The sequence below is a fragment of the Arthrobacter sp. AG367 genome, assembly GCF_007828995.1.
Taxonomy (GTDB): Bacteria; Actinomycetota; Actinomycetes; order Actinomycetales; family Micrococcaceae; genus Arthrobacter.
The window spans coordinates 1530824-1547940 of sequence record NZ_VIVE01000001.1; the positions used below are offsets into that span (position 1 = coordinate 1530824).

11 protein-coding genes are annotated in these 17117 nt (G+C 67.1%); 4 read left to right on the top strand and 7 right to left on the bottom strand.

The window, feature by feature from the left end:
* Positions 1-91: 91 nt before the first annotated feature.
* The 4 genes from FB478_RS07075 (at position 92) to FB478_RS21325 (ending at position 5888) form a co-directional block, all read left to right on the top strand.
* On the top strand, positions 92-1519 hold the full coding sequence (locus FB478_RS07075; RefSeq protein ID WP_134163732.1) for a 6-phospho-beta-glucosidase: 1428 nt from the start codon (positions 92-94) through the stop codon (positions 1517-1519).
* 76 nt (positions 1520-1595) lie between these two features.
* On the top strand, positions 1596-2861 hold the full coding sequence (mshA, locus tag FB478_RS07080; RefSeq protein ID WP_018769191.1) for a D-inositol-3-phosphate glycosyltransferase: 1266 nt from the start codon (positions 1596-1598) through the stop codon (positions 2859-2861).
* Positions 2862-3017: 156 nt separating this feature from the next.
* Positions 3018-4694, top strand: coding sequence for a formate--tetrahydrofolate ligase (locus FB478_RS07085; RefSeq protein ID WP_144600009.1), 1677 nt, complete (start codon positions 3018-3020; stop codon positions 4692-4694).
* Positions 4695-5285: 591 nt separating this feature from the next.
* Positions 5286-5888 carry an endonuclease domain-containing protein gene (locus FB478_RS21325; protein WP_261377352.1) on the top strand — a complete coding sequence of 201 codons (603 nt, stop codon included), beginning with the start codon at positions 5286-5288 and terminating at the stop codon, positions 5886-5888.
* A gap of 223 nt (positions 5889-6111) precedes the next feature.
* On the opposite strand, the gene FB478_RS07095 is transcribed toward FB478_RS21325, so the two are convergent.
* The 7 genes from FB478_RS07095 to FB478_RS07125 form a co-directional block, all read right to left on the bottom strand.
* A complete protein-coding gene (locus FB478_RS07095; RefSeq protein WP_018769188.1) occupies positions 6112-7197 on the bottom strand; it encodes an inositol-3-phosphate synthase in 1086 nt (361 codons plus the stop codon).
* A 159-nt stretch (positions 7198-7356) separates the two neighbouring features.
* Positions 7357-8397, bottom strand: coding sequence for an L-glyceraldehyde 3-phosphate reductase (mgrA, locus tag FB478_RS07100; protein ID WP_018769187.1), 1041 nt, complete (start codon positions 8395-8397; stop codon positions 7357-7359).
* Positions 8398-8418: 21 nt separating this feature from the next.
* Positions 8419-10188 carry a malto-oligosyltrehalose trehalohydrolase gene (gene treZ / locus FB478_RS07105; RefSeq protein WP_144600011.1) on the bottom strand — a complete coding sequence of 590 codons (1770 nt, stop codon included), beginning with the start codon at positions 10186-10188 and terminating at the stop codon, positions 8419-8421.
* Positions 10185-12512 carry a malto-oligosyltrehalose synthase gene (gene treY, locus FB478_RS07110; RefSeq protein ID WP_144600012.1) on the bottom strand — a complete coding sequence of 776 codons (2328 nt, stop codon included), beginning with the start codon at positions 12510-12512 and terminating at the stop codon, positions 10185-10187. Before treY ends, treZ begins: the two co-directional genes overlap by 4 nt.
* Entirely contained in the window at positions 12509-14821 is a 2313-nt protein-coding gene (gene glgX / locus FB478_RS07115) for a glycogen debranching protein GlgX (protein WP_018769184.1), read from the bottom strand. Before glgX ends, treY begins: the two co-directional genes overlap by 4 nt.
* 68 nt (positions 14822-14889) lie before the next feature.
* A complete protein-coding gene (locus tag FB478_RS07120) occupies positions 14890-16473 on the bottom strand; it encodes an NAD(P)H-hydrate epimerase (RefSeq protein ID WP_144600013.1) in 1584 nt (527 codons plus the stop codon).
* A 15-nt stretch (positions 16474-16488) separates the two neighbouring features.
* Positions 16489-16836 carry a holo-ACP synthase gene (locus FB478_RS07125; protein WP_013601780.1) on the bottom strand — a complete coding sequence of 116 codons (348 nt, stop codon included), beginning with the start codon at positions 16834-16836 and terminating at the stop codon, positions 16489-16491.
* Positions 16837-17117: the final 281 nt, after the last annotated feature.

The window sequence follows — 17117 nt, forward strand, 5'->3', positions numbered from 1 at the left end:
AGTGCGCAGGATACGCCGTGCCGCACCGCTGCGGTAGGGGCCTTGGTCGGGCGTGGACAGGCCGCGGGACACCCCGCCTACACTGCATGGTATGCGGCTTCTGATTGCCGGCGGCGGGGGTTTCCGGGTGCCGCTGATATACCGGGCCCTGGTGTCCGGCCGCTTTGCCGGGCTGGTCACCGAGCTGGTGCTGTACGACGTCGATCCCGCGCGCCTTGATGCCGTCACCGCCGTGCTGGAGCGCATGCCGGTGGGTGAAGGTGCCCGTGTTCCGGTCCACGCCACCACCGATCCTGCCGAAGCACTGCCCGGCACCACCGTGGTGTTCGCCGCGATCCGGCCGGGCGGTACAGCGGGGCGCGTTGCGGACGAGAAGGTGGCGCAGGACCTAGGGCTGCTGGGCCAGGAGACCACGGGGGCCGGGGGAATTTCGTACGCTTTGCGGACCATTCCGCAGATGCTTGGCCTTGCCCGGCTGATGCGGGAGCACTGCCCTGACGCGTGGCTGGTCAACTTCACCAACCCAGCCGGGATGGTCACCGAGGCGCTGCTTCCCGCCCTGGGCCACCGGGTCATCGGGATCTGCGATTCTGCCGGCGGTCTGGTGCAGCGGGCGGCGGCCGCTGCCGGGGTGCAGTTGCCGGAGGGACGGCTCGACGGCGTGGGCTACTACGGGCTGAACCACCTGGGCTGGCTGTACCGCCTGGAGTCCGGCGGCCGGGACGTGCTGCGTGGCCTTTTGGCGGATGCCGGCGCACTGCAGTCGTTCGAGGAAGGCCGCCTTTTCCCGCAGCCGTTCCTGGCCCAACTGGGCATGCTTCCCAACGAGTACCTGTATTACTACTACCAGCGCGACGCAGCCCGGCACGCGATGCAGGCCATGGCGCAGACGCGGGGCGAGAGCATCCACAGCCAGCAGCAGGAGCTCTACCCGCGGCTGGCTGCTGCCGGGCCGGACGCCTACCGGCTGTGGGAGGAGGCGCGGCGCTCCCGCGAAGAGGGCTACCTGGCCGAGGCCCGGCACGACGGCGAGCGCCGCGCCGAGGGGGACCTGGCCGGGGGCGGCTATGAACGGGTGGCGCTGGCGGCCATGCGGGCCCTGGCCGGCCGCGGGGACACCCAACTGGTCCTGAACACCCGGAACACGACGGCACCCGCCGGGACACCTGAAGGCCACCCACCCGCCTCCGCCACGGCTGCCCCGCCCGCGCCACAGCCTGCCATTCCAGGCCTCCCCGCCGACGCCGTCGTCGAGGTTCCCTGCACGGTGACGGCCAAGGGCGCCGTGCCCCTGCCACAGCAGGCGCCGGACGGCCCGCAGCTCCGGCTGCTCCAGCGGGTCAAAGAGGTGGAACGGCTCGTGGTCCGGGCCGCCGGCACCGGAGCCCGCGAGGCAGCCCTTGAGGCTTTCGCCCGGCACCCGCTCGTGGATTCGCCGGACCTCGCCGCGAAGCTTCTGGCTGGTTATGAGCAGGCTTTCCCGGCTTTGGGGAAGATCTGGGAAGGCGGCGGGCGTTAGGGGAAGGAGTAATGTTTTATCGAATGCGCACTGAGCCGGCTCCCCTGATACCCGCCGGCGGCCGGAAGGAGGTCCCGTGGCACTGATCCGCAGGGTCGCGCTGCTCTCCCTCCACACCTCCCCCATGGAACAGCCGGGCTCCGGTGACGCCGGCGGAATGAACGTCTATATCCGCGAGCTGGCCTCCGCCCTGGCCGAGGCGGGCGTGGAAGTGGAGATCTTCACACGCGCCACCTCAGCCGACCAGCCCGCCGTCGAACATCCCGATCCCGGCGTCTGCGTGCACAATGTCCTGGCCGGGCCGCCGAAGAAGATCCCCAAAGAGGAGCTGCCGGGGTTGCTGCACGCCATGGTGGCCGAGATCGAACAGATCCGCCGCCGGCAGCCCCACGGCCGCTATGACGTCATCCATTCGCATTACTGGGTGTCCGGGATCGCCGGGCTGGAACTGTCCGAACTGTGGGGCGTGCCGCTGGTGCACACCATGCACACCATGGCCAAGGTCAAGAACCTGCTCCTTGAATCCGGCGAACAGCCGGAGCCGCGCCGGCGCGAGGTGGGCGAGCACCGCATCGTGGACGGCGCGGCACGGCTGATCGCCAACACCAGCTCCGAGGCAGCCGAGCTCGTTTCCCACTACGGCGCCACCTACGACCGCATCGACATCGCCCCGCCCGGAGTGGACCTGGCCACCTTCACGCCGGCATTCCGGGCGCGGTCCCGGGCCCGGCACGGCATCAGCCCGGACACCTTCCATCTGGTGTTCGCCGGCCGCATCCAACGGCTGAAGGGCCCGCAGGTCCTGGTCAAGGCGGCGGCGCTGCTGCGCAAACGCCGGCCGGACATCGACCTGCGCGTCACCATCCTGGGCGCCCTGAGCGGCAACAAGGAATTCAACCTGCGCTGCCTGGTTGCGGAGGCAGGAATGGACGACGTCGTCACGCAGCTTCCGCCGGTTAAGGCACCTGAGCTGGCGTCCTGGTTCCGTGCGGCGGACGTGGTGGTGATGCCTTCCTTCAGCGAATCCTTCGGGCTGGTGGCACTCGAGGCCCAGGCCTGCGGTACGCCCGTCGTGGCCACCCGCGTCGGCGGGCTGTCCCGCGCCATCTTCCACGGCCGGACGGGGCTCCTGGTGGATGGCCACCATGCCGCCGACTGGGCCGATGCCCTCGAAGCCCTGTACGACGACCCCGCCACCCGCGAAGACCTGGGCCGCGCCGCCGCCATCCGCGCCCAGAACTCCGGCTGGCAGCGCACAGCCGCCATCACGCTGGAAAGCTACCATGCCGCCGTCGAGAATTTTGTGGGCCGGCGCCTGGCCCCGGTGGTTCCCGCTTCCTGACGTTCCTGTCCTGGTTTCCTGCCCGGCTTTTCCGTCATGGGCTTTTCCTTTTCCTTCGCGGGCGCCCCGGGTGCTGTTAGCTTAGGGGCAGGCCTCCGGCGCCTGCCGGCGCCGGAATGGACTGGGCAGGATGAAGCTGCGCAGGAAAGGACAACGATGTCTGCTCTCCCTTCTGATCTCGAGATAGCCCGGGCTGCCCGGATCCGTCCCATTGCGGACATCGCGGCTGCCGCGGGGGTTAATCCGGAAGCCCTGGAACAGTACGGGCGGTTCAAGGCCAAGATCGATCCGGCCAAGCTCGATGCGCCGGCTCCCTACGGCAAGGTGGTGCTGGTCTCGGCCATGTCCCCCACGCCCGCCGGCGAGGGCAAATCCACCACCACCGTGGGATTGGCGGATTCCCTGGCCAGGGCCGGCCGGAAGGTGATGATCGCGCTGCGGGAGCCCTCGCTGGGTCCGGTCCTGGGGATGAAGGGCGGCGCCACCGGCGGCGGCTATTCGCAGGTGCTGCCCATGGATGAGATCAACCTGCACTTCACCGGCGACTTCCATGCGATCACCTCGGCCAACAACGCCCTGATGGCGCTGGTGGACAACCACATCTACCAGGGCAACGCGCTCAGTATCGATCCCCGCCGCATGACGTTCAAGCGGGTGCTGGACATGAACGACCGCGCCTTGCGTGAAGTGGTCATTGGCCTGGGCGGGCCTACCCAGGGGGTGCCGCGGCAGGACGGGTTCGACATCACCGTGGCCTCCGAGGTCATGGCCGTCTTCTGCCTGGCCAAGGATCTGGCGGACCTGCGCTCCCGGCTGGGCCGGATCACCTTCGGCTACACCTACGACCGGGTACCCGTAACGGTGGCGGACCTGGGGGTGCAGGGCGCCTTGACGCTGCTCCTGAAGGAGGCGGTCAAACCCAACCTGGTCCAGACCATCGCCGGCACCCCGGCCCTGGTCCATGGCGGCCCGTTCGCCAACATCGCGCACGGCTGTAATTCGTTGATTGCCACCCAGACCGCCCGGCGGCTGGCGGACATCGTGGTCACGGAGGCCGGTTTCGGCGCGGATTTGGGGGCCGAGAAGTTCATGGACATCAAGGCCCGGTACGGGGGCCTGGCGCCGTCGGCAGTGGTGGTGGTGGCCACGGTGCGGGCGCTGAAGATGCAGGGCGGGGTGGCCAAGGACCGGCTGGCCCAGCCGAACCTGGCTGCCCTCGAAACAGGGGTGGCTAACCTGCGCCGGCACGTGCGCAACGTGGAGAAGTTCGGGGTCACCCCTGTGGTGGCGATCAACAGGTTCTCCTCCGATTCCCAGGAGGAGCTGGACTGGCTGCTGGCCTGGTGTGCTGCCGAAGGCGTGGCGGCGGCCGTGGCGGACGTGTGGGGTCGCGGCGGCGGCGGTGACGGCGGCGACGAACTGGCAGCGTTGGTCCTCCAGGCTGCGGAGGGGCCCAACAGCTTCCGGCACCTCTACGCCCTGGGGCTGCCGGTGGAGGACAAGATCCGGACCATTGCCCAGGAGATCTACGGCGCCGACGGCGTGGATTTCTCGGTTCCGGCGTTGAAGCGGCTGGCCGATATCGAGCGGAACGGCTGGAGCGGGCTGCCGGTCTGCATGGCCAAGACACAGTACTCGTTCACGGACGATGCCTCCCGGCTCGGTGCCCCGAAGGGCTTCACCATCCATGTCCGGGACCTCCTGCCCAAGACAGGTGCGGGCTTCATCGTGGCGTTGACCGGCGCGGTGATGACCATGCCCGGCCTCCCCGCCGTCCCGGCAGCCCTGCGCATGGACGTGGACGCGGACGGCAACCCGGTAGGCCTCACCTGACACGCCCGCTCACCTTTGGCAGCACAACACCAAACCCCCGCTCACCTTTGGCAACACATCCCCAAACCCCCGCTCACCTCTGACAACACATCCCCAAACCCCCGCTCACCTCTGGCAGCACAACATCAAACCCCCGCTCACCCCCTTCCGCGGCGAGCGTCGGGCAAAACGGCGAACCGGCACGGCCTGTGGATAACTCAACACGGGTATCCGCCATATGCATGACAATGCAGTATGCGATCCCGCCTTCCCTTGCCTGTGCATCTGGCTGGCAGACCCTTCACGCTTGAAAGCTCAAGAAGCGCCGGACTGGACCACAACCGCCTGCGTCACAACGACGTCGAACACATCAGCCGGGGCCTCTACCGCCCTGCTGCATGGGACTTCTGCCTCGAGCATGCTGCCCGCGCATTGTCGGAGGCGACGCCCGGCGCATGGATTTCCCATGTGACAGCGGCGCGCCTCCAGAGTTCGCTCCTGCCCGCTTGGTTGTCCGACTCCAGTGAACTTCACCTAAGCAAGCCCACGCTGCTTCCGGGAGCCCGCAGGAAAGGAATTCACGGCCACCGGCTCATTGTGAAGCCTGGCGAGGTGGAGTTCGTCGAGGGGATATGGATCAGCACACGGGCACGGACATGGCTGGACATGTCACGGCTACTGCCGTTGGCAGACTTGGTGGCTATGGCGGACCAACTGGTACGGCTGCCCCGGCCTGAACTGGAGGGCAGGGAGGGCGCCTACTCAACAATTGAGGAACTACGGGACATGGTTGCCCGTCATCCAAACCTTCAAGGGGTTGTGCGTGCCCGGCAGGCACTGGACTTGGCGCGGGTTGGATCGGACTCCGCGCCCGAGACCTTCCTCCGGTTGGCCATGTTTGACGCTGGTCTCCCGGAGCCAGAGCTGCAGCTGGCACTTTATCCTGGAGACCCTCGATCGCCGTCTGCCGACCTCGGATTTCGGCAGCGAAGAATTGCTATCCAGTACGACGGCGGCCATCACCTTATGGAAGCCCAGCGACTAAGCGATCGGCGCAGGGACAAGGCCTTCGAAGCGGCCGGGTGGACTGTCATCATCGTCGACAAGGCCGATCAGAAGGACAGCTTCGCTGCCGCTATCAGAAAGATCAGGCGAGCCGTGAAGAACTCTGTGGCGGATGCGACGGTGGCGTCGGGGTTCGCAAACGGGGACTAGTTGAACGGGGCTCACTTTCAGCTGGGATCGACTGAACGTTCGCCGGTGAGATGCGAGCGGGCGTCCCCAGAATAGTCGTCAAAAGTGAGCGGGCGTCATAGAAAAATCCGCCAAAAGTGAGCGGGCGTCGCCAGAAAAACTGCAGGAAGTGATGGGGCGTTTTAAATGGCGGCGCTCCCCCACCCCGGAGGGTGAGGGAGCGTCGGCAACGAGGTGTGGAGTTCTAGCGCTCCACGTCGCCGCGGATGAAGGCTTCCACCTTTTCGCGGGCGAGGTCGTCGTTGAACTGCTCCGGGGGGGACTTCATGAAGTAGCTCGACGCGGACAGCAGCGGGCCGCCGATGCCACGGTCCAGGCCGATCTTCGCGGCGCGGATCGCGTCGATGATCACACCTGCGGAGTTCGGGGAATCCCAGACCTCCAGCTTGTACTCCAGCGACACGGGGGCGTCGCCAAAGTTGCGGCCCTCCAGGCGGACGAACGCCCACTTGCGGTCATCGAGCCACTGCACGTAGTCGGACGGACCGATGTGCACGTCCTTGGCCGCCAGCTCGGCCTCAACGTTGGAGGTCACGGCCTGGGTCTTGGAGATCTTCTTGGACTCCAGCCGGTCACGCTCCAGCATGTTCTTGAAGTCCATGTTGCCGCCAACGTTCAGCTGGTACGTCCGGTCCAGGGTCACGCCCCGGTCCTCGAACAGCTTCGCCATGACCCGGTGGGTGATGGTGGCGCCGATCTGGCTCTTGATGTCATCGCCCACGATCGGAACACCCGCGGCAGTGAACTTGTCCGCCCACTCCTTGGTCCCGGCAATGAAGACCGGCAGCGCGTTCACGAACGCCACGCCGGCGTCGATCGCGGCCTGCGCGTAGAACTCGGCCGCTTCCTGGGAGCCGACGGGCAGGTAGCAGACCATAACGTCAACGGCAGCGTCCTTGAGGGCCTGGACCACGTCCACGGGCTCTTCAGTGGATTCCTCGATGGTCTCGAGGTAGTACTTGCCCAGCCCGTCCAGGGTGTGGCCGCGCTGGACGGTGACACCGGTGGGCGGGACGTCGGCGATCTTGATGGTGTTGTTTTCGCTGGCCGTGATGGCGTCGGCAAGGTCAACGCCGACCTTCTTGCCGTCAACATCAAACGCGGCGACGAACTGAACGTCACCCACGTGGTACTGGCCGAACTCAACATGCATCAAGCCCGGAACAGTCTCTGCGGGATCGGCATCCTTGTAGTACTGGACGCCCTGCACCAGCGAGGCGGCGCAGTTGCCCACGCCAACGATTGCAACACGGATGGGATGTGAAGACACAGAACTCCTTTGGGGACAAACGTCAGCCGGCCGGGTTTGCTTCGCAGACAGTACGACGGCGGCCGGCTGGCTCGGCGCCGCGCGGCGCCTTTTCATACTACCCAACGCAGCGGGACCGGGCGCAGTGCACCCGGTCCCGCTGCGTAAAGAGAATCACCGTCAGGCGTTTTGCTTCCAGAGGTTGATGTCCGACTCAACCGCAAACTCGTCAATCGCGGTCAGCTCTTCATCCGAGAAGCCGAGGTTGTTGATGGAGGACAGTGTGTCCTCCAACTGCTGGACGCTGGAGGCGCCAACCAGTGCCGAGGTGACGGGCGAGCCCTTGGGCTGGTCGCGCAGAATCCAGGCGATGGCCATCTGGGCCAGGGTCTGCCCCCGGCCTTGGGCGATCTTCCGCAGTCCGCGGACCCGGTCCAGTTTTTCCTCGGTGATGGAGTCCTCCGAGAGGAAGCGCGCCTTGGCTGCCCGCGAGTCGTCAGGAATGCCGTGGAGGTATCGGTCGGTGAGCATGCCCTGCGCCAGCGGCGAGAAGGCGATGGATCCGGCGCCCACCTGGTCCAGGACCTCGTACAGGTTGGGTGAACCGTCCTCGGTCCAGCGGTTCAGCATGGAGTAGCTGGGCTGGTGGATCAGCAGCGGCGTGCCCAGTTCCTTGAGGATACGGGCGGCCTCGAGGGTCTGCTCCGGCGTATAGGAGGAAATGCCCGCGTACAGTGCCTTGCCGGAACGGACGGCGTAGTCCAGGGCACCCATGGTCTCCTCCATCGGTGTTTCCGGGTCGGGCCGGTGGCTGTAGAAGATGTCCACGTAGTCCAGTCCCATGCGCTGCAGCGACTGGTCCAGGCTGGAGATCAGGTACTTGCGCGAGCCCCATTCGCCGTAGGGACCGGGCCACATGTAGTAGCCGGCCTTGGTGGAGATGACCAGTTCGTCGCGGTAGGGCTTGAAGTCGTCCCGCAGGTGCCGGCCAAAGTTGGTCTCGGCGGACCCGTCCGGCGGCCCGTAGTTGTTGGCGAGGTCGAAGTGGTTGACGCCCAGGTCGAAGGCGCGGCGGAGGATGTCCCGCTGTTCCTCGAAGCGCTTGTCGTCGCCGAAGTTGTGCCACAGTCCCAGCGAGATGGCCGGGAGCTTCAGGCCGCTGCGGCCCACCCGGCGGTAGGGCATGGATTCGTAGCGGTCGCCTGCTGCAATGTAGGTCATCAGTTTCTCTCTTCCGTCGGTTCAGGCTTTGAGGATCGCAGCGCTCCAGGGCGCCAGTTCCAGGGACCCGCCGTCCAGTGTGGTTCCGTTGTCCGTGGCCAGCAGCACGCTGCCGGCGGCCTCGTCCAGCCGGACCTTCGAGTCCCCGAAGTTCACCAGGACCTCGACGGATCCGCGCCGGAACCGCAGCCAGCCCGCGTCGTCGTCGAACTTAACTTCCGTCCCGCCGAAGCCAAGCCCCGCCAGTTCCGGATGCCCGCGGCGCAGCGCCGTCAGCGCCCGGTACAGCTCCAGGAGCCGCGCGTGGTCGCCAGAGGTGGCCTCGGCCCAGTCCAGCTTGGACCGGCGGAAGGTTTCCGGGTCCTGCGGGTCAGGCACGACGGCGGGATCCCACCCCATGCGCTCGAATTCCTTGATGCGCCCTTCCGCGGTGGCCTTCCCGAGCTCCGGTTCGGGATGGGAGGTGAAGAACTGCCATGGTGTGGTGGCGCCGTATTCCTCGCCCATGAACAGCATGGGGGTGAACGGGGAGGTCAGCGTGAGGACCGCGGCCACGGCGAGCTGCCCGTAGGACAGGGACTGCGAGAGCCTGTCCCCCGTGGCACGGTTGCCGATCTGGTCGTGGTTCTGGTTGCAGACCACCAGTGCCGCGGGGTCCACCAGGGCGGCGTTGATGGGCCGGCCGTGGTGGCGTCCGCGGAAGCTGGAATAGCTGCCGTCGTGCAGGAACCCGTCCTTCAGCACCTTGGCCAGCACGGCCAGGGATTTGAAGTCGGAGTAGTAGCCGGTGGTCTCGCCGCTGACGCTGACATGCACGGCATGGTGGAAGTCGTCGCTCCACTGCCCGGCCAGTCCGTACCCGTTGACGTCACGGGGGTAGAGCAGGCGCGGATTGTTGAGGTCCGATTCTGCGATGAGCGTCTTGGGCAGCCCGGTCCCGGCTGAAATCGCGTCGCCCAAAGCCCCCAGGTCCTCCAGGATGTGCACCGCGCGCTCGTCCCGCAGCGCGTGCACGGCATCGAGGCGGAGCCCGTCCACGTGGTAGTCGCGCAGCCAGAGAGCGGCGTTGTCCAGGATGTACTCGCGGACCACGTCCGAGCCCGGCCCGTCCAGGTTCACCGAGTCGCCCCAGGTGTTGGCGTCCCCCTGCTTCAGATAGGGGCCAAACCTGGGCAGATAGTTTCCGCTGGGGCCAAGGTGGTTGTAGACCACGTCCTGGATGACGCCCAGTCCGGCGGCATGGGCGGCGTCAACGAATCGCTGGTACGCAGCCGGCCCGCCGTAGCCTTCGTGCACGGTGTACCACTGGACGCCGTCGTAGCCCCAGTTATGCGTGCCGTTGAATCCGTTGACCGGCAGCAGCTCCACGAAGTCGATGCCCAGGTCCACCAGGTAGCCCAGCTTCTCCGCGGCGGCGTCCAGGGTTCCTTCGGGGGTGAAGGTGCCCACATGGAGTTCGTAGATGACGGAACCCTGCAGGTCCTTGCCGCGCCAGCCGGAATCCTGCCATGCATAGGCGGCGGGATCGTAGGTCCGGGATTGCTCGTGCACGCCGGCGGGAAGCCGGCGGGACCTGGGATCCGGGACGGGGGTGGTGTCCCCGTCCAGCAGGTAGCCGTAGTCCACGTCGCCGTCCGCGGGCGCGTCGGGGGCCGTCCACCACCCTTCCGATCCCGGCGCCGTGTCCTTCTTCTGCATGGGATATTGCCGGCCATCGGCCAACAAAACCACCGATGAAACGTCCGGCGCCCAGACATCGAAGCGCTCAGGTCCAACGTTGACCAGGGTCATGCCTTCTCTCCATCTTCGGGTACCAGCAGGGCCACCGGGTAGGTACCCAGCACATCTGCCACCAAAACCGGGCCCGGCCCGTAGCTGGCTCCCGTAAGTTCGTCGCGCATGGCAGTGGAAAGGTCGACGGCGGTGTCCCGCCACCCGCCGCCGGCTTCCAGTCCGGCGGGGAGCCGGGTGGCAAGCGTGAGGGCGCCGGAGGAGGCATCGGTTCCGCGGTTGAATGCGAGCAGGTGCCCGGCAGCCGCGCCGGTGGCTGGGACTGGCGTGTAGCCCTGGAACAGCTCCGGCCGGTCCCGGCGCAGGCGGAGTGCCCGTGAGGTGACCAGGAGCTTGCTGGCCTCTGTGCCCTCGTCCGGCAAGGTGCCGGCGTCGAGCTTTGCCAACTCAGCCTGCCGGGCACCAAAGTCCACCGGCCGGCGGTTGTCCGGGTCCGTCAACGAACGTTCCCAGAACTCGCTGCCCTGGTACACGTCCGGCACGCCGGGCATGGTCAGCTGGACCAGCTTGGCGGAAACCGAGTTGGCGGCGGAGAAGGAGTCGATGCGGGCCACGAAGTCCGTCACCACGTTGGCGACCTTGGCGTCGTCGAAGACTGCGTCCACGGCGGCCTTCACCGCGGCCTCGAAGTCCCCATTGGGATTGGTCCAGGTGGTGGAGTTCCCGGCCTCCCGGGCCGCCTTCTCGGCGTATCCCTGAAGCCGTTCCCGGCTTGCCGGCCAGGCACCGATGATTGCCTGCCACAGCAGGTTTTCGTACGGGCCGTCCGGGATCGGCGCCAGGCCGCGAAGGCTCTCCAGCGTTTCCGCCCACTCCTGCGGCAGCTCGGCGATGACCGAGATCCGTGCCCGGGCATCCTCGCTGCGTTTGGTGTCGTGCGTGGACAGGGTGGTCATGGACAGCGGGAGGTCCTGCTGGCGCCGCTGCATCCGCTGGTGGAATTCCTCCGGGTCCACGGCGAACTCGGTGGGTTCAGCGCCCACCTCGGTCAGGGTTCCAAGGCGGGTGTAGCGGTAGAACGCCGTATCCTCCACGCCCTTGGCCATGACCATGCCGGAGGTCTGCTGGAACCGGATGGCGATGGCGTTGGCAGGATCCAGCAGCATTGGAAGGAGGGTTCCCACCGCCACTTCCAGGTCCGGCCGGTGGACTGCCGCGGATTCGCATGCTTCCTTGAGGGCATCGGAGCCCACGGGCAGGTACGAACGGTACACCGGGAAGGAGGCGATAATCTCCGCGATGGCGTCGGCTGCCTGGTCCAGGGCGAGGCCGTAGGACTCCGGGACCAGCCGGGCCAGCCGCAGCACTTCCGAGCGCAGGATGCCGTCGGCAATCATGCGCTTGGTGCCGCGGATCATTGCGGCATAGTCCGCGGGCTCTGAGGAGCCCCGCAGCCTGGCGTCCAGTGCGTCCAGTGCCTGCTGCCCCGCGGGGTCCACAAAGACCCGGTCCACGTCCGCCAGCGCGTCGTATCCGGTGGTGCCTTCGCACGCGAACTCCTGCGGCAGCACCTCGCCCGGTTCCAGGATCTTCTCCACCAGGACGTAGGCGCCGCCGCTGAGGTCCTTCAGCCAGCGGAGATAGCCGGTGGGATCGGCGAGGCCGTCCGGGTGGTCCACGCGGAGCCCGTCCACCAGGCCCTCGGTGAACCAGCGCCCCACCTCGGCATGCGCTTCCTGGAAGACCGAGGGTTCTTCGACGCGGATTCCGGCGAGCGTGGTGACCGCGAAGAAGCGCCGGTAGTTCAGCTCGGCGTCGGCGCGGCGCCAGTCCATCAGCTGGTAGTGCTGGCGGCTGTGCACGTCCTGCGGGGAATCACCGTCGCTGTATGTGCCTTCGGCCAGGGGGAACCGGTGATCGTAGTAGCGGAGTTCGCCGTCCTTGACCTCCAGCTTGTCCAGGTCGGCGTCGGAGCCCAGCATGGGGAGCCGGACCTTTCCGCCGCCCAGGTCCCAGTCGACGTCGAAAGCTTCCGCGTAGGGTGATTCGCGGCCCTCCTTGAGCAGGGACCACCACCACGGGTTCTGCGGAGGGGATGCCACGCCCACGTGGTTGGGCACGATGTCCACCAGGACGCCCATGCCGTGCTCGCGCGCTGCCCTGGACAGGGCCAGCAGCCCTTCAGGGCCGCCGCGGTCCGGGTCCACGGCGGAGGGGTCGGTCACGTCATAGCCGTGGTCCGAACCTTTTTCCGCAGTGAGGATGGGCGACAGGTACACCCAGTCCACGCCGAGGTCCTTCAGGTACGGGACCTGGTTGGCGGCGTCGAACAGGGTGAAGCTGCTGCGGATCTGCAAACGGTAGGTGGAGACGGGTGTCCTCATGCCTCGGTTGCCTTCGCAGCCTTGGTCTCCTCCGCCTTCGCAGCCTTGGCGTCCTCGGCTTTGGCTGCCTTGGTTTCCTCGGCCTTTGCCTCGCTCGCTTCCGCGGCCTTGGTCTGGGCCTCCACCATCTCCTCCTGGGCTTCCTCGTGCTCTACCCTGGACGCCAGTGAAGCGGCAGCGGACGTGTCCACTTCAGCTTCCGGGCCGGAGTAGGCGCGCAGCACCACCATGGACTTCGCGTCCAGGGTCAGCGTTGCCTTCGCCTTGAGCGGTTCATACGCGTCAGCCTGGGCCGCGGTGTCAATCAGGACCTCCCAGTACTGTGAGTACTCCTCGTTGGGAAGGCAGAAGTCCACGGCATCGTCGTGGGCGTTGAAGGCCATGATGAAGCTGTCGTCCGTGATGCGCCGGCCGCGTGAATCCTGTTCCTGGATGCCGTCGCCGTTGTAGAACACGCCGATGGTGCGGCCGAAGCCGCTCCCCCAGTCCTCCGGCAGCATTTCGGTGCCGTCCGTCTTGAGCCAGACGATGTCCGGCAGCTTTTCGCCTTCGCCGCGGCGCACCGGCCGGCCGTCGAAGAAGCGGCTGCGGCGGAACGTCGGGTGGTCGTGGCGGAGCTTGTTCACGAAGGCGGTGAACTCCACCAGCGGCTGGTCCATGGCTTCCCAGTGGATCCAGCTGAGCTCGGAGTCCTGGCAGTAGGTGTTGTTGTTTCCCTGCTGGGTGCGGCCCAGCTCGTCGCCGTGCAGCAGCATGGGCACACCCTGGGAGAGCAGCAGCGTGGCGATGAAGTTCCGCTGCTGGCGGGCGCGCAGGGTAAGGACCTTGTCGTCGTCGGTGTCGCCTTCAACGCCGCAGTTCCAGGAGCGGTTGTGCGATTCGCCGTCGTTGTTGCCCTCGCCGTTGGCCTCGTTGTGCTTCTCGTTGTAGGAGACCAGGTCCCGCATGGTGAAACCGTCGTGGGCGGTGACGAAGTTGATTGAGGCCACCGGACGGCGGGCGGAGCTTTCATAGAGGTCGGCGGAGCCGGTTAGCCGGGAGGCGAACTCGCCAAGCGTGGAGGGCTCGCCGCGCCAGAAGTCGCGGACGGTGTCGCGGTACTTGCCGTTCCATTCGGTCCACTGCGGCGGGAAGTTGCCCACCTGGTAGCCGCCCGGGCCCACGTCCCACGGCTCGGCGATCAGCTTCACCTGGGAAACTACCGGGTCCTGCTGGATGAGTTCGAAGAAGGTGGAGAGCTTGTCCACGTCGTAGAACTCACGGGCCAGGGTGGAGGCAAGGTCGAAGCGGAAGCCGTCCACGTGCATCTCCGTGACCCAGTAGCGCAGGGAGTCCATGAGCAGCTGCAGCGAGTGCGGGTGTCGGACGTTCAGGGAGTTGCCGGTGCCGGTGTAGTCCATGTAGTGCTTGAGGTCGTTGTCCACCAGGCGGTAGTAGGCCTGGTTGTCGATGCCCTTGAAGGACAGCGTGGGGCCCAGGTGGTTGCCTTCGGCAGTGTGGTTGTAAACGACGTCGAGGATCACTTCGATGCCGGCGCGGTGCAGGTCGCGGACCATGGCCTTGAATTCCTGGACCTGGTGCCCCACGTCGCCGGTGGCGCTGTAGGTGTTCTGCGGGGCGAAGAAGCCGATGGTGTTGTAGCCCCAGTAGTTGCTGAGCCCCTTTTCCACCAGGGTGCCGTCGTTGACGAACTGGTGGACGGGCATGAGTTCGATGGCCGTGACCCCGAGCTTCTTCATGTGCTCAATGACCGCAGGGTGGGCCACACCGGCGTAGGTGCCGCGCTGTTCGTCCGGGATTTCCGGGTGGAGCTCGGTGAGGCCCTTGACGTGGGCTTCGTAGATCACCGACTCGTGGTACGGGATCCGCAGCTGGCGGTCGCCGTCCCATTCGAAGAAGGGGTTGATGACCACGCCGTGCATGGTGTGCGGGGCGGAATCGGCGTCGTTGCGGGAGTCGGGGTCGCCGAATTCGTAGGAGAAGAGGGCCGGGTCCCAGTCGATCTGGCCCTGGATGGCCTTGGCGTAGGGATCCATCAGCAGCTTGTTCGGGTTGAAGCGGTTGCCGCTGGCGGGGTCGTAGGGACCGTGCACGCGGTAGCCGTACTTCTGGCCGGGCTGGATGTGCGGCAGGTAGCAGTGCCACACGTAGCCGTCCACCTCGGTCAGTTCGATGCGCGTTTCGGTCAGGTCATCAGCCAGGAGGCAGAGTTCGACCCGCTCGGCCCGTTCGCTGAACAGGGCGAAATTGGTGCCGGTGCCATCAAAGGTCGCTCCCAGCGGATAGGCAGTTCCAGGCCAGACTTCCATCGTGCTCCTCATCTTGTGGTCAGCAGCAGAGGGCATCGGAACGCCCCGCTGCTGGTGCGAACTAATGCCTACCGTAGTGGTTGGCTGTGACTATTACGTTTCCAGGCTCCATATTTACTAAGCATGCTGACTTTACCCCAAATTTCGGGTATGGCATTCGCGACGCCGCCGGCCGTGATCGGACCACCTGTCACCGCCTCCGACGCCGCCAGCCCTGCCCGCCCGTGCAGCGCGGCGCCCAGTGCGGCAATGGCGGCCCACCGCCCCTCCGCCGCTATGCCCACCTCACTGAAGCGGCCGACGTCGGGCCCCGCCTGGGCGAGCAGCGCACCAATGACCCCGGCCAGGACGTCCCCACTGCCTGCAGTGGCGAGCCAGGGCGTGCCGTCCGCCTGGCTGAAGGTCTCTCCCCAGGGTGCCGCCACGAGTGTGGTGGCGCCTTTGAGCAGGACGGTGGCTCCCGTACGGTTGGCGGCCTGGCGTACGGCGGCGAGGGTTCCGGCTTCCACGGCTTCCCGGTCCTCCCCGCCGCCCAGGCGCTGGAACAGCGACGCCAGCTCGCCGGCGTGCGGGGTCAGCACCATGTGCGGGGCGAGCATGGCCGGCAACGCGGGCAGCGCGCCGGCGTCGGCAACGACGGGAAGTCCGGACGCGATGGCATCGCGGGCACGCGTCAACTGGTCGTGGTCCTGCGGGCCCATGCCCGAGCCCACCAGCCACGCCTGCACCCGGTTGTCGGCCACGCTCCCCGTGCTGCACACCACCTCAGGACAGGACTGCCGGACGAGGTCGGCCACGGCCGGGGGACCGAGGTACCGCACCATGCCGACTCCTGCGGCCAGGGCGCCCCGGCACGCCAGGACTGCGGCGCCGGGATAGTCCTCGGATCCGGCCACCACTCCCAGCACTCCGCGGGAGTACTTTTGGGCCCGCCGTGCAGGACGGGGCAGGAGGTGGGCCAGTTCGGCATCCTCCAGCCGGCGAAGGGGCGGCTGCGGCAGGTGCTCCTCGATCCCGATCGGCACCACCAGGACGTGTCCCGCATGGTCCGCGCCCGGGTCCGCCAGCAGGCCGGCCTTCGCTCCCCCGAACGTTACGGTCAGGTCAGCGGAAAGGACCGGCCCGGCTGCCTCGCCGGTATCGGCGTCCACGCCGCTCGGGAGGTCGCAGGCCACCACCAAACCGCTCCTGATGCCGTCACTGACAGCCTGGACCAGGTCTGCAGCGCTGCCCCGCAGCCCGCCTTTCGCTCCGGTCCCCAGCACGGCGTCAATGACGACATCGGCCGCGGCAGCTTCCGCCGCCAGTCCCGGGATTGCAGATTCAGTGAGCCGGTGCACCCGGCCGCCGGCGCGCTCGAATGCCGCAAGGCCAGCCGGATGGGCGGAATCGCCGGTGAGTACCGCCGTCGTGCGCATTCCGCGGGCGGCAAGGAAGGCGGCTGCGAACAGGCCATCGCCACCGTTGTTGCCCTTGCCGGCCAGCACCACCACGCGGGCACCGCTAAGGCGGCGGCCCCGGGACTTGAGTTCCTGGACGACGGCGCCGGCCAGGCCGTGTGCGGCGCGCTGCATGAGCACGTCCCCCAGGCCGGTGGCCAGGAGGGGTTGCTCGGCGGCCCGGACCTGCGTTCCGGTGTAGGCGTTGATCATGCGGCGGCTGCCTGGTCAGCCTTCGGCCAGGACCGTGGCGGTGGCGATGCCGCCGTCGTGGCTGATGGACAGGTGCCAGCGCTTGACGCCTTTGGCCTCGGCAACCGCAAGGACGGTCCCCTTGACCTGGACGGTGGGTCCGTTGTGGTCAAGGCCGATCCAGCAGTCCTGCCAGTTCATGCCGGCGGGCGCACCGAGGACCTTGGCCACGGCTTCCTTCGCGGCGAACCTGGCTGCCAGGGAGCGGGTGTTCAGTTCCCGTTCCGCCGGCACGAACAGCCGGTCCCTCAGGCCCGGCGTCCGTTCCAGCTGGCGGCCGAACCGCTCGATGTCTACTACGTCTACCCCGATGCCAACGATCATGCGCTTCATTCTACGGGGGCGCGCCTGGCCGGAAGCGGGTGCAGGGTGCGGTTTGACCCCGGAAATTGCGGTTGTCCGCCATCAGCGCAAACACCTGGTTTTGGCACGGCAGGGTTAACGGTGAAAACCCCGGGCCACTGGTTCAGTGGGCCCGGGGCTTTCAGCTGTTCATTGGCTGGCTGTTACTCGACGGTGACGCTCTTGGCGAGGTTGCGGGGCTGGTCCACGTCGTAGCCCTTGGCTGCCGCGAGTTCCGCGGCGAAGATCTGCAGCGGGACGGT

Coding starts and splice junctions, on each gene's coding strand:
- FB478_RS07075 (WP_134163732.1), top strand. CDS start 92: ATGCGGCTTCTGATTGCCGGCGGCGGGGGTTTCCGGGTGCCGCTGATA.
- FB478_RS07085 (WP_144600009.1), top strand. CDS start 3,018: ATGTCTGCTCTCCCTTCTGATCTCGAGATAGCCCGGGCTGCCCGGATC.
- mgrA (WP_018769187.1), bottom strand. CDS start 8,397: ATGACCTACATTGCAGCAGGCGACCGCTACGAATCCATGCCCTACCGC.
- treZ (WP_144600011.1), bottom strand. CDS start 10,188: ATGACCCTGGTCAACGTTGGACCTGAGCGCTTCGATGTCTGGGCGCCG.
- treY (WP_144600012.1), bottom strand. CDS start 12,512: ATGAGGACACCCGTCTCCACCTACCGTTTGCAGATCCGCAGCAGCTTC.
- glgX (WP_018769184.1), bottom strand. CDS start 14,821: ATGGAAGTCTGGCCTGGAACTGCCTATCCGCTGGGAGCGACCTTTGAT.
- FB478_RS07120 (WP_144600013.1), bottom strand. CDS start 16,473: ATGATCAACGCCTACACCGGAACGCAGGTCCGGGCCGCCGAGCAACCC.
- FB478_RS07125 (WP_013601780.1), bottom strand. CDS start 16,836: ATGATCGTTGGCATCGGGGTAGACGTAGTAGACATCGAGCGGTTCGGC.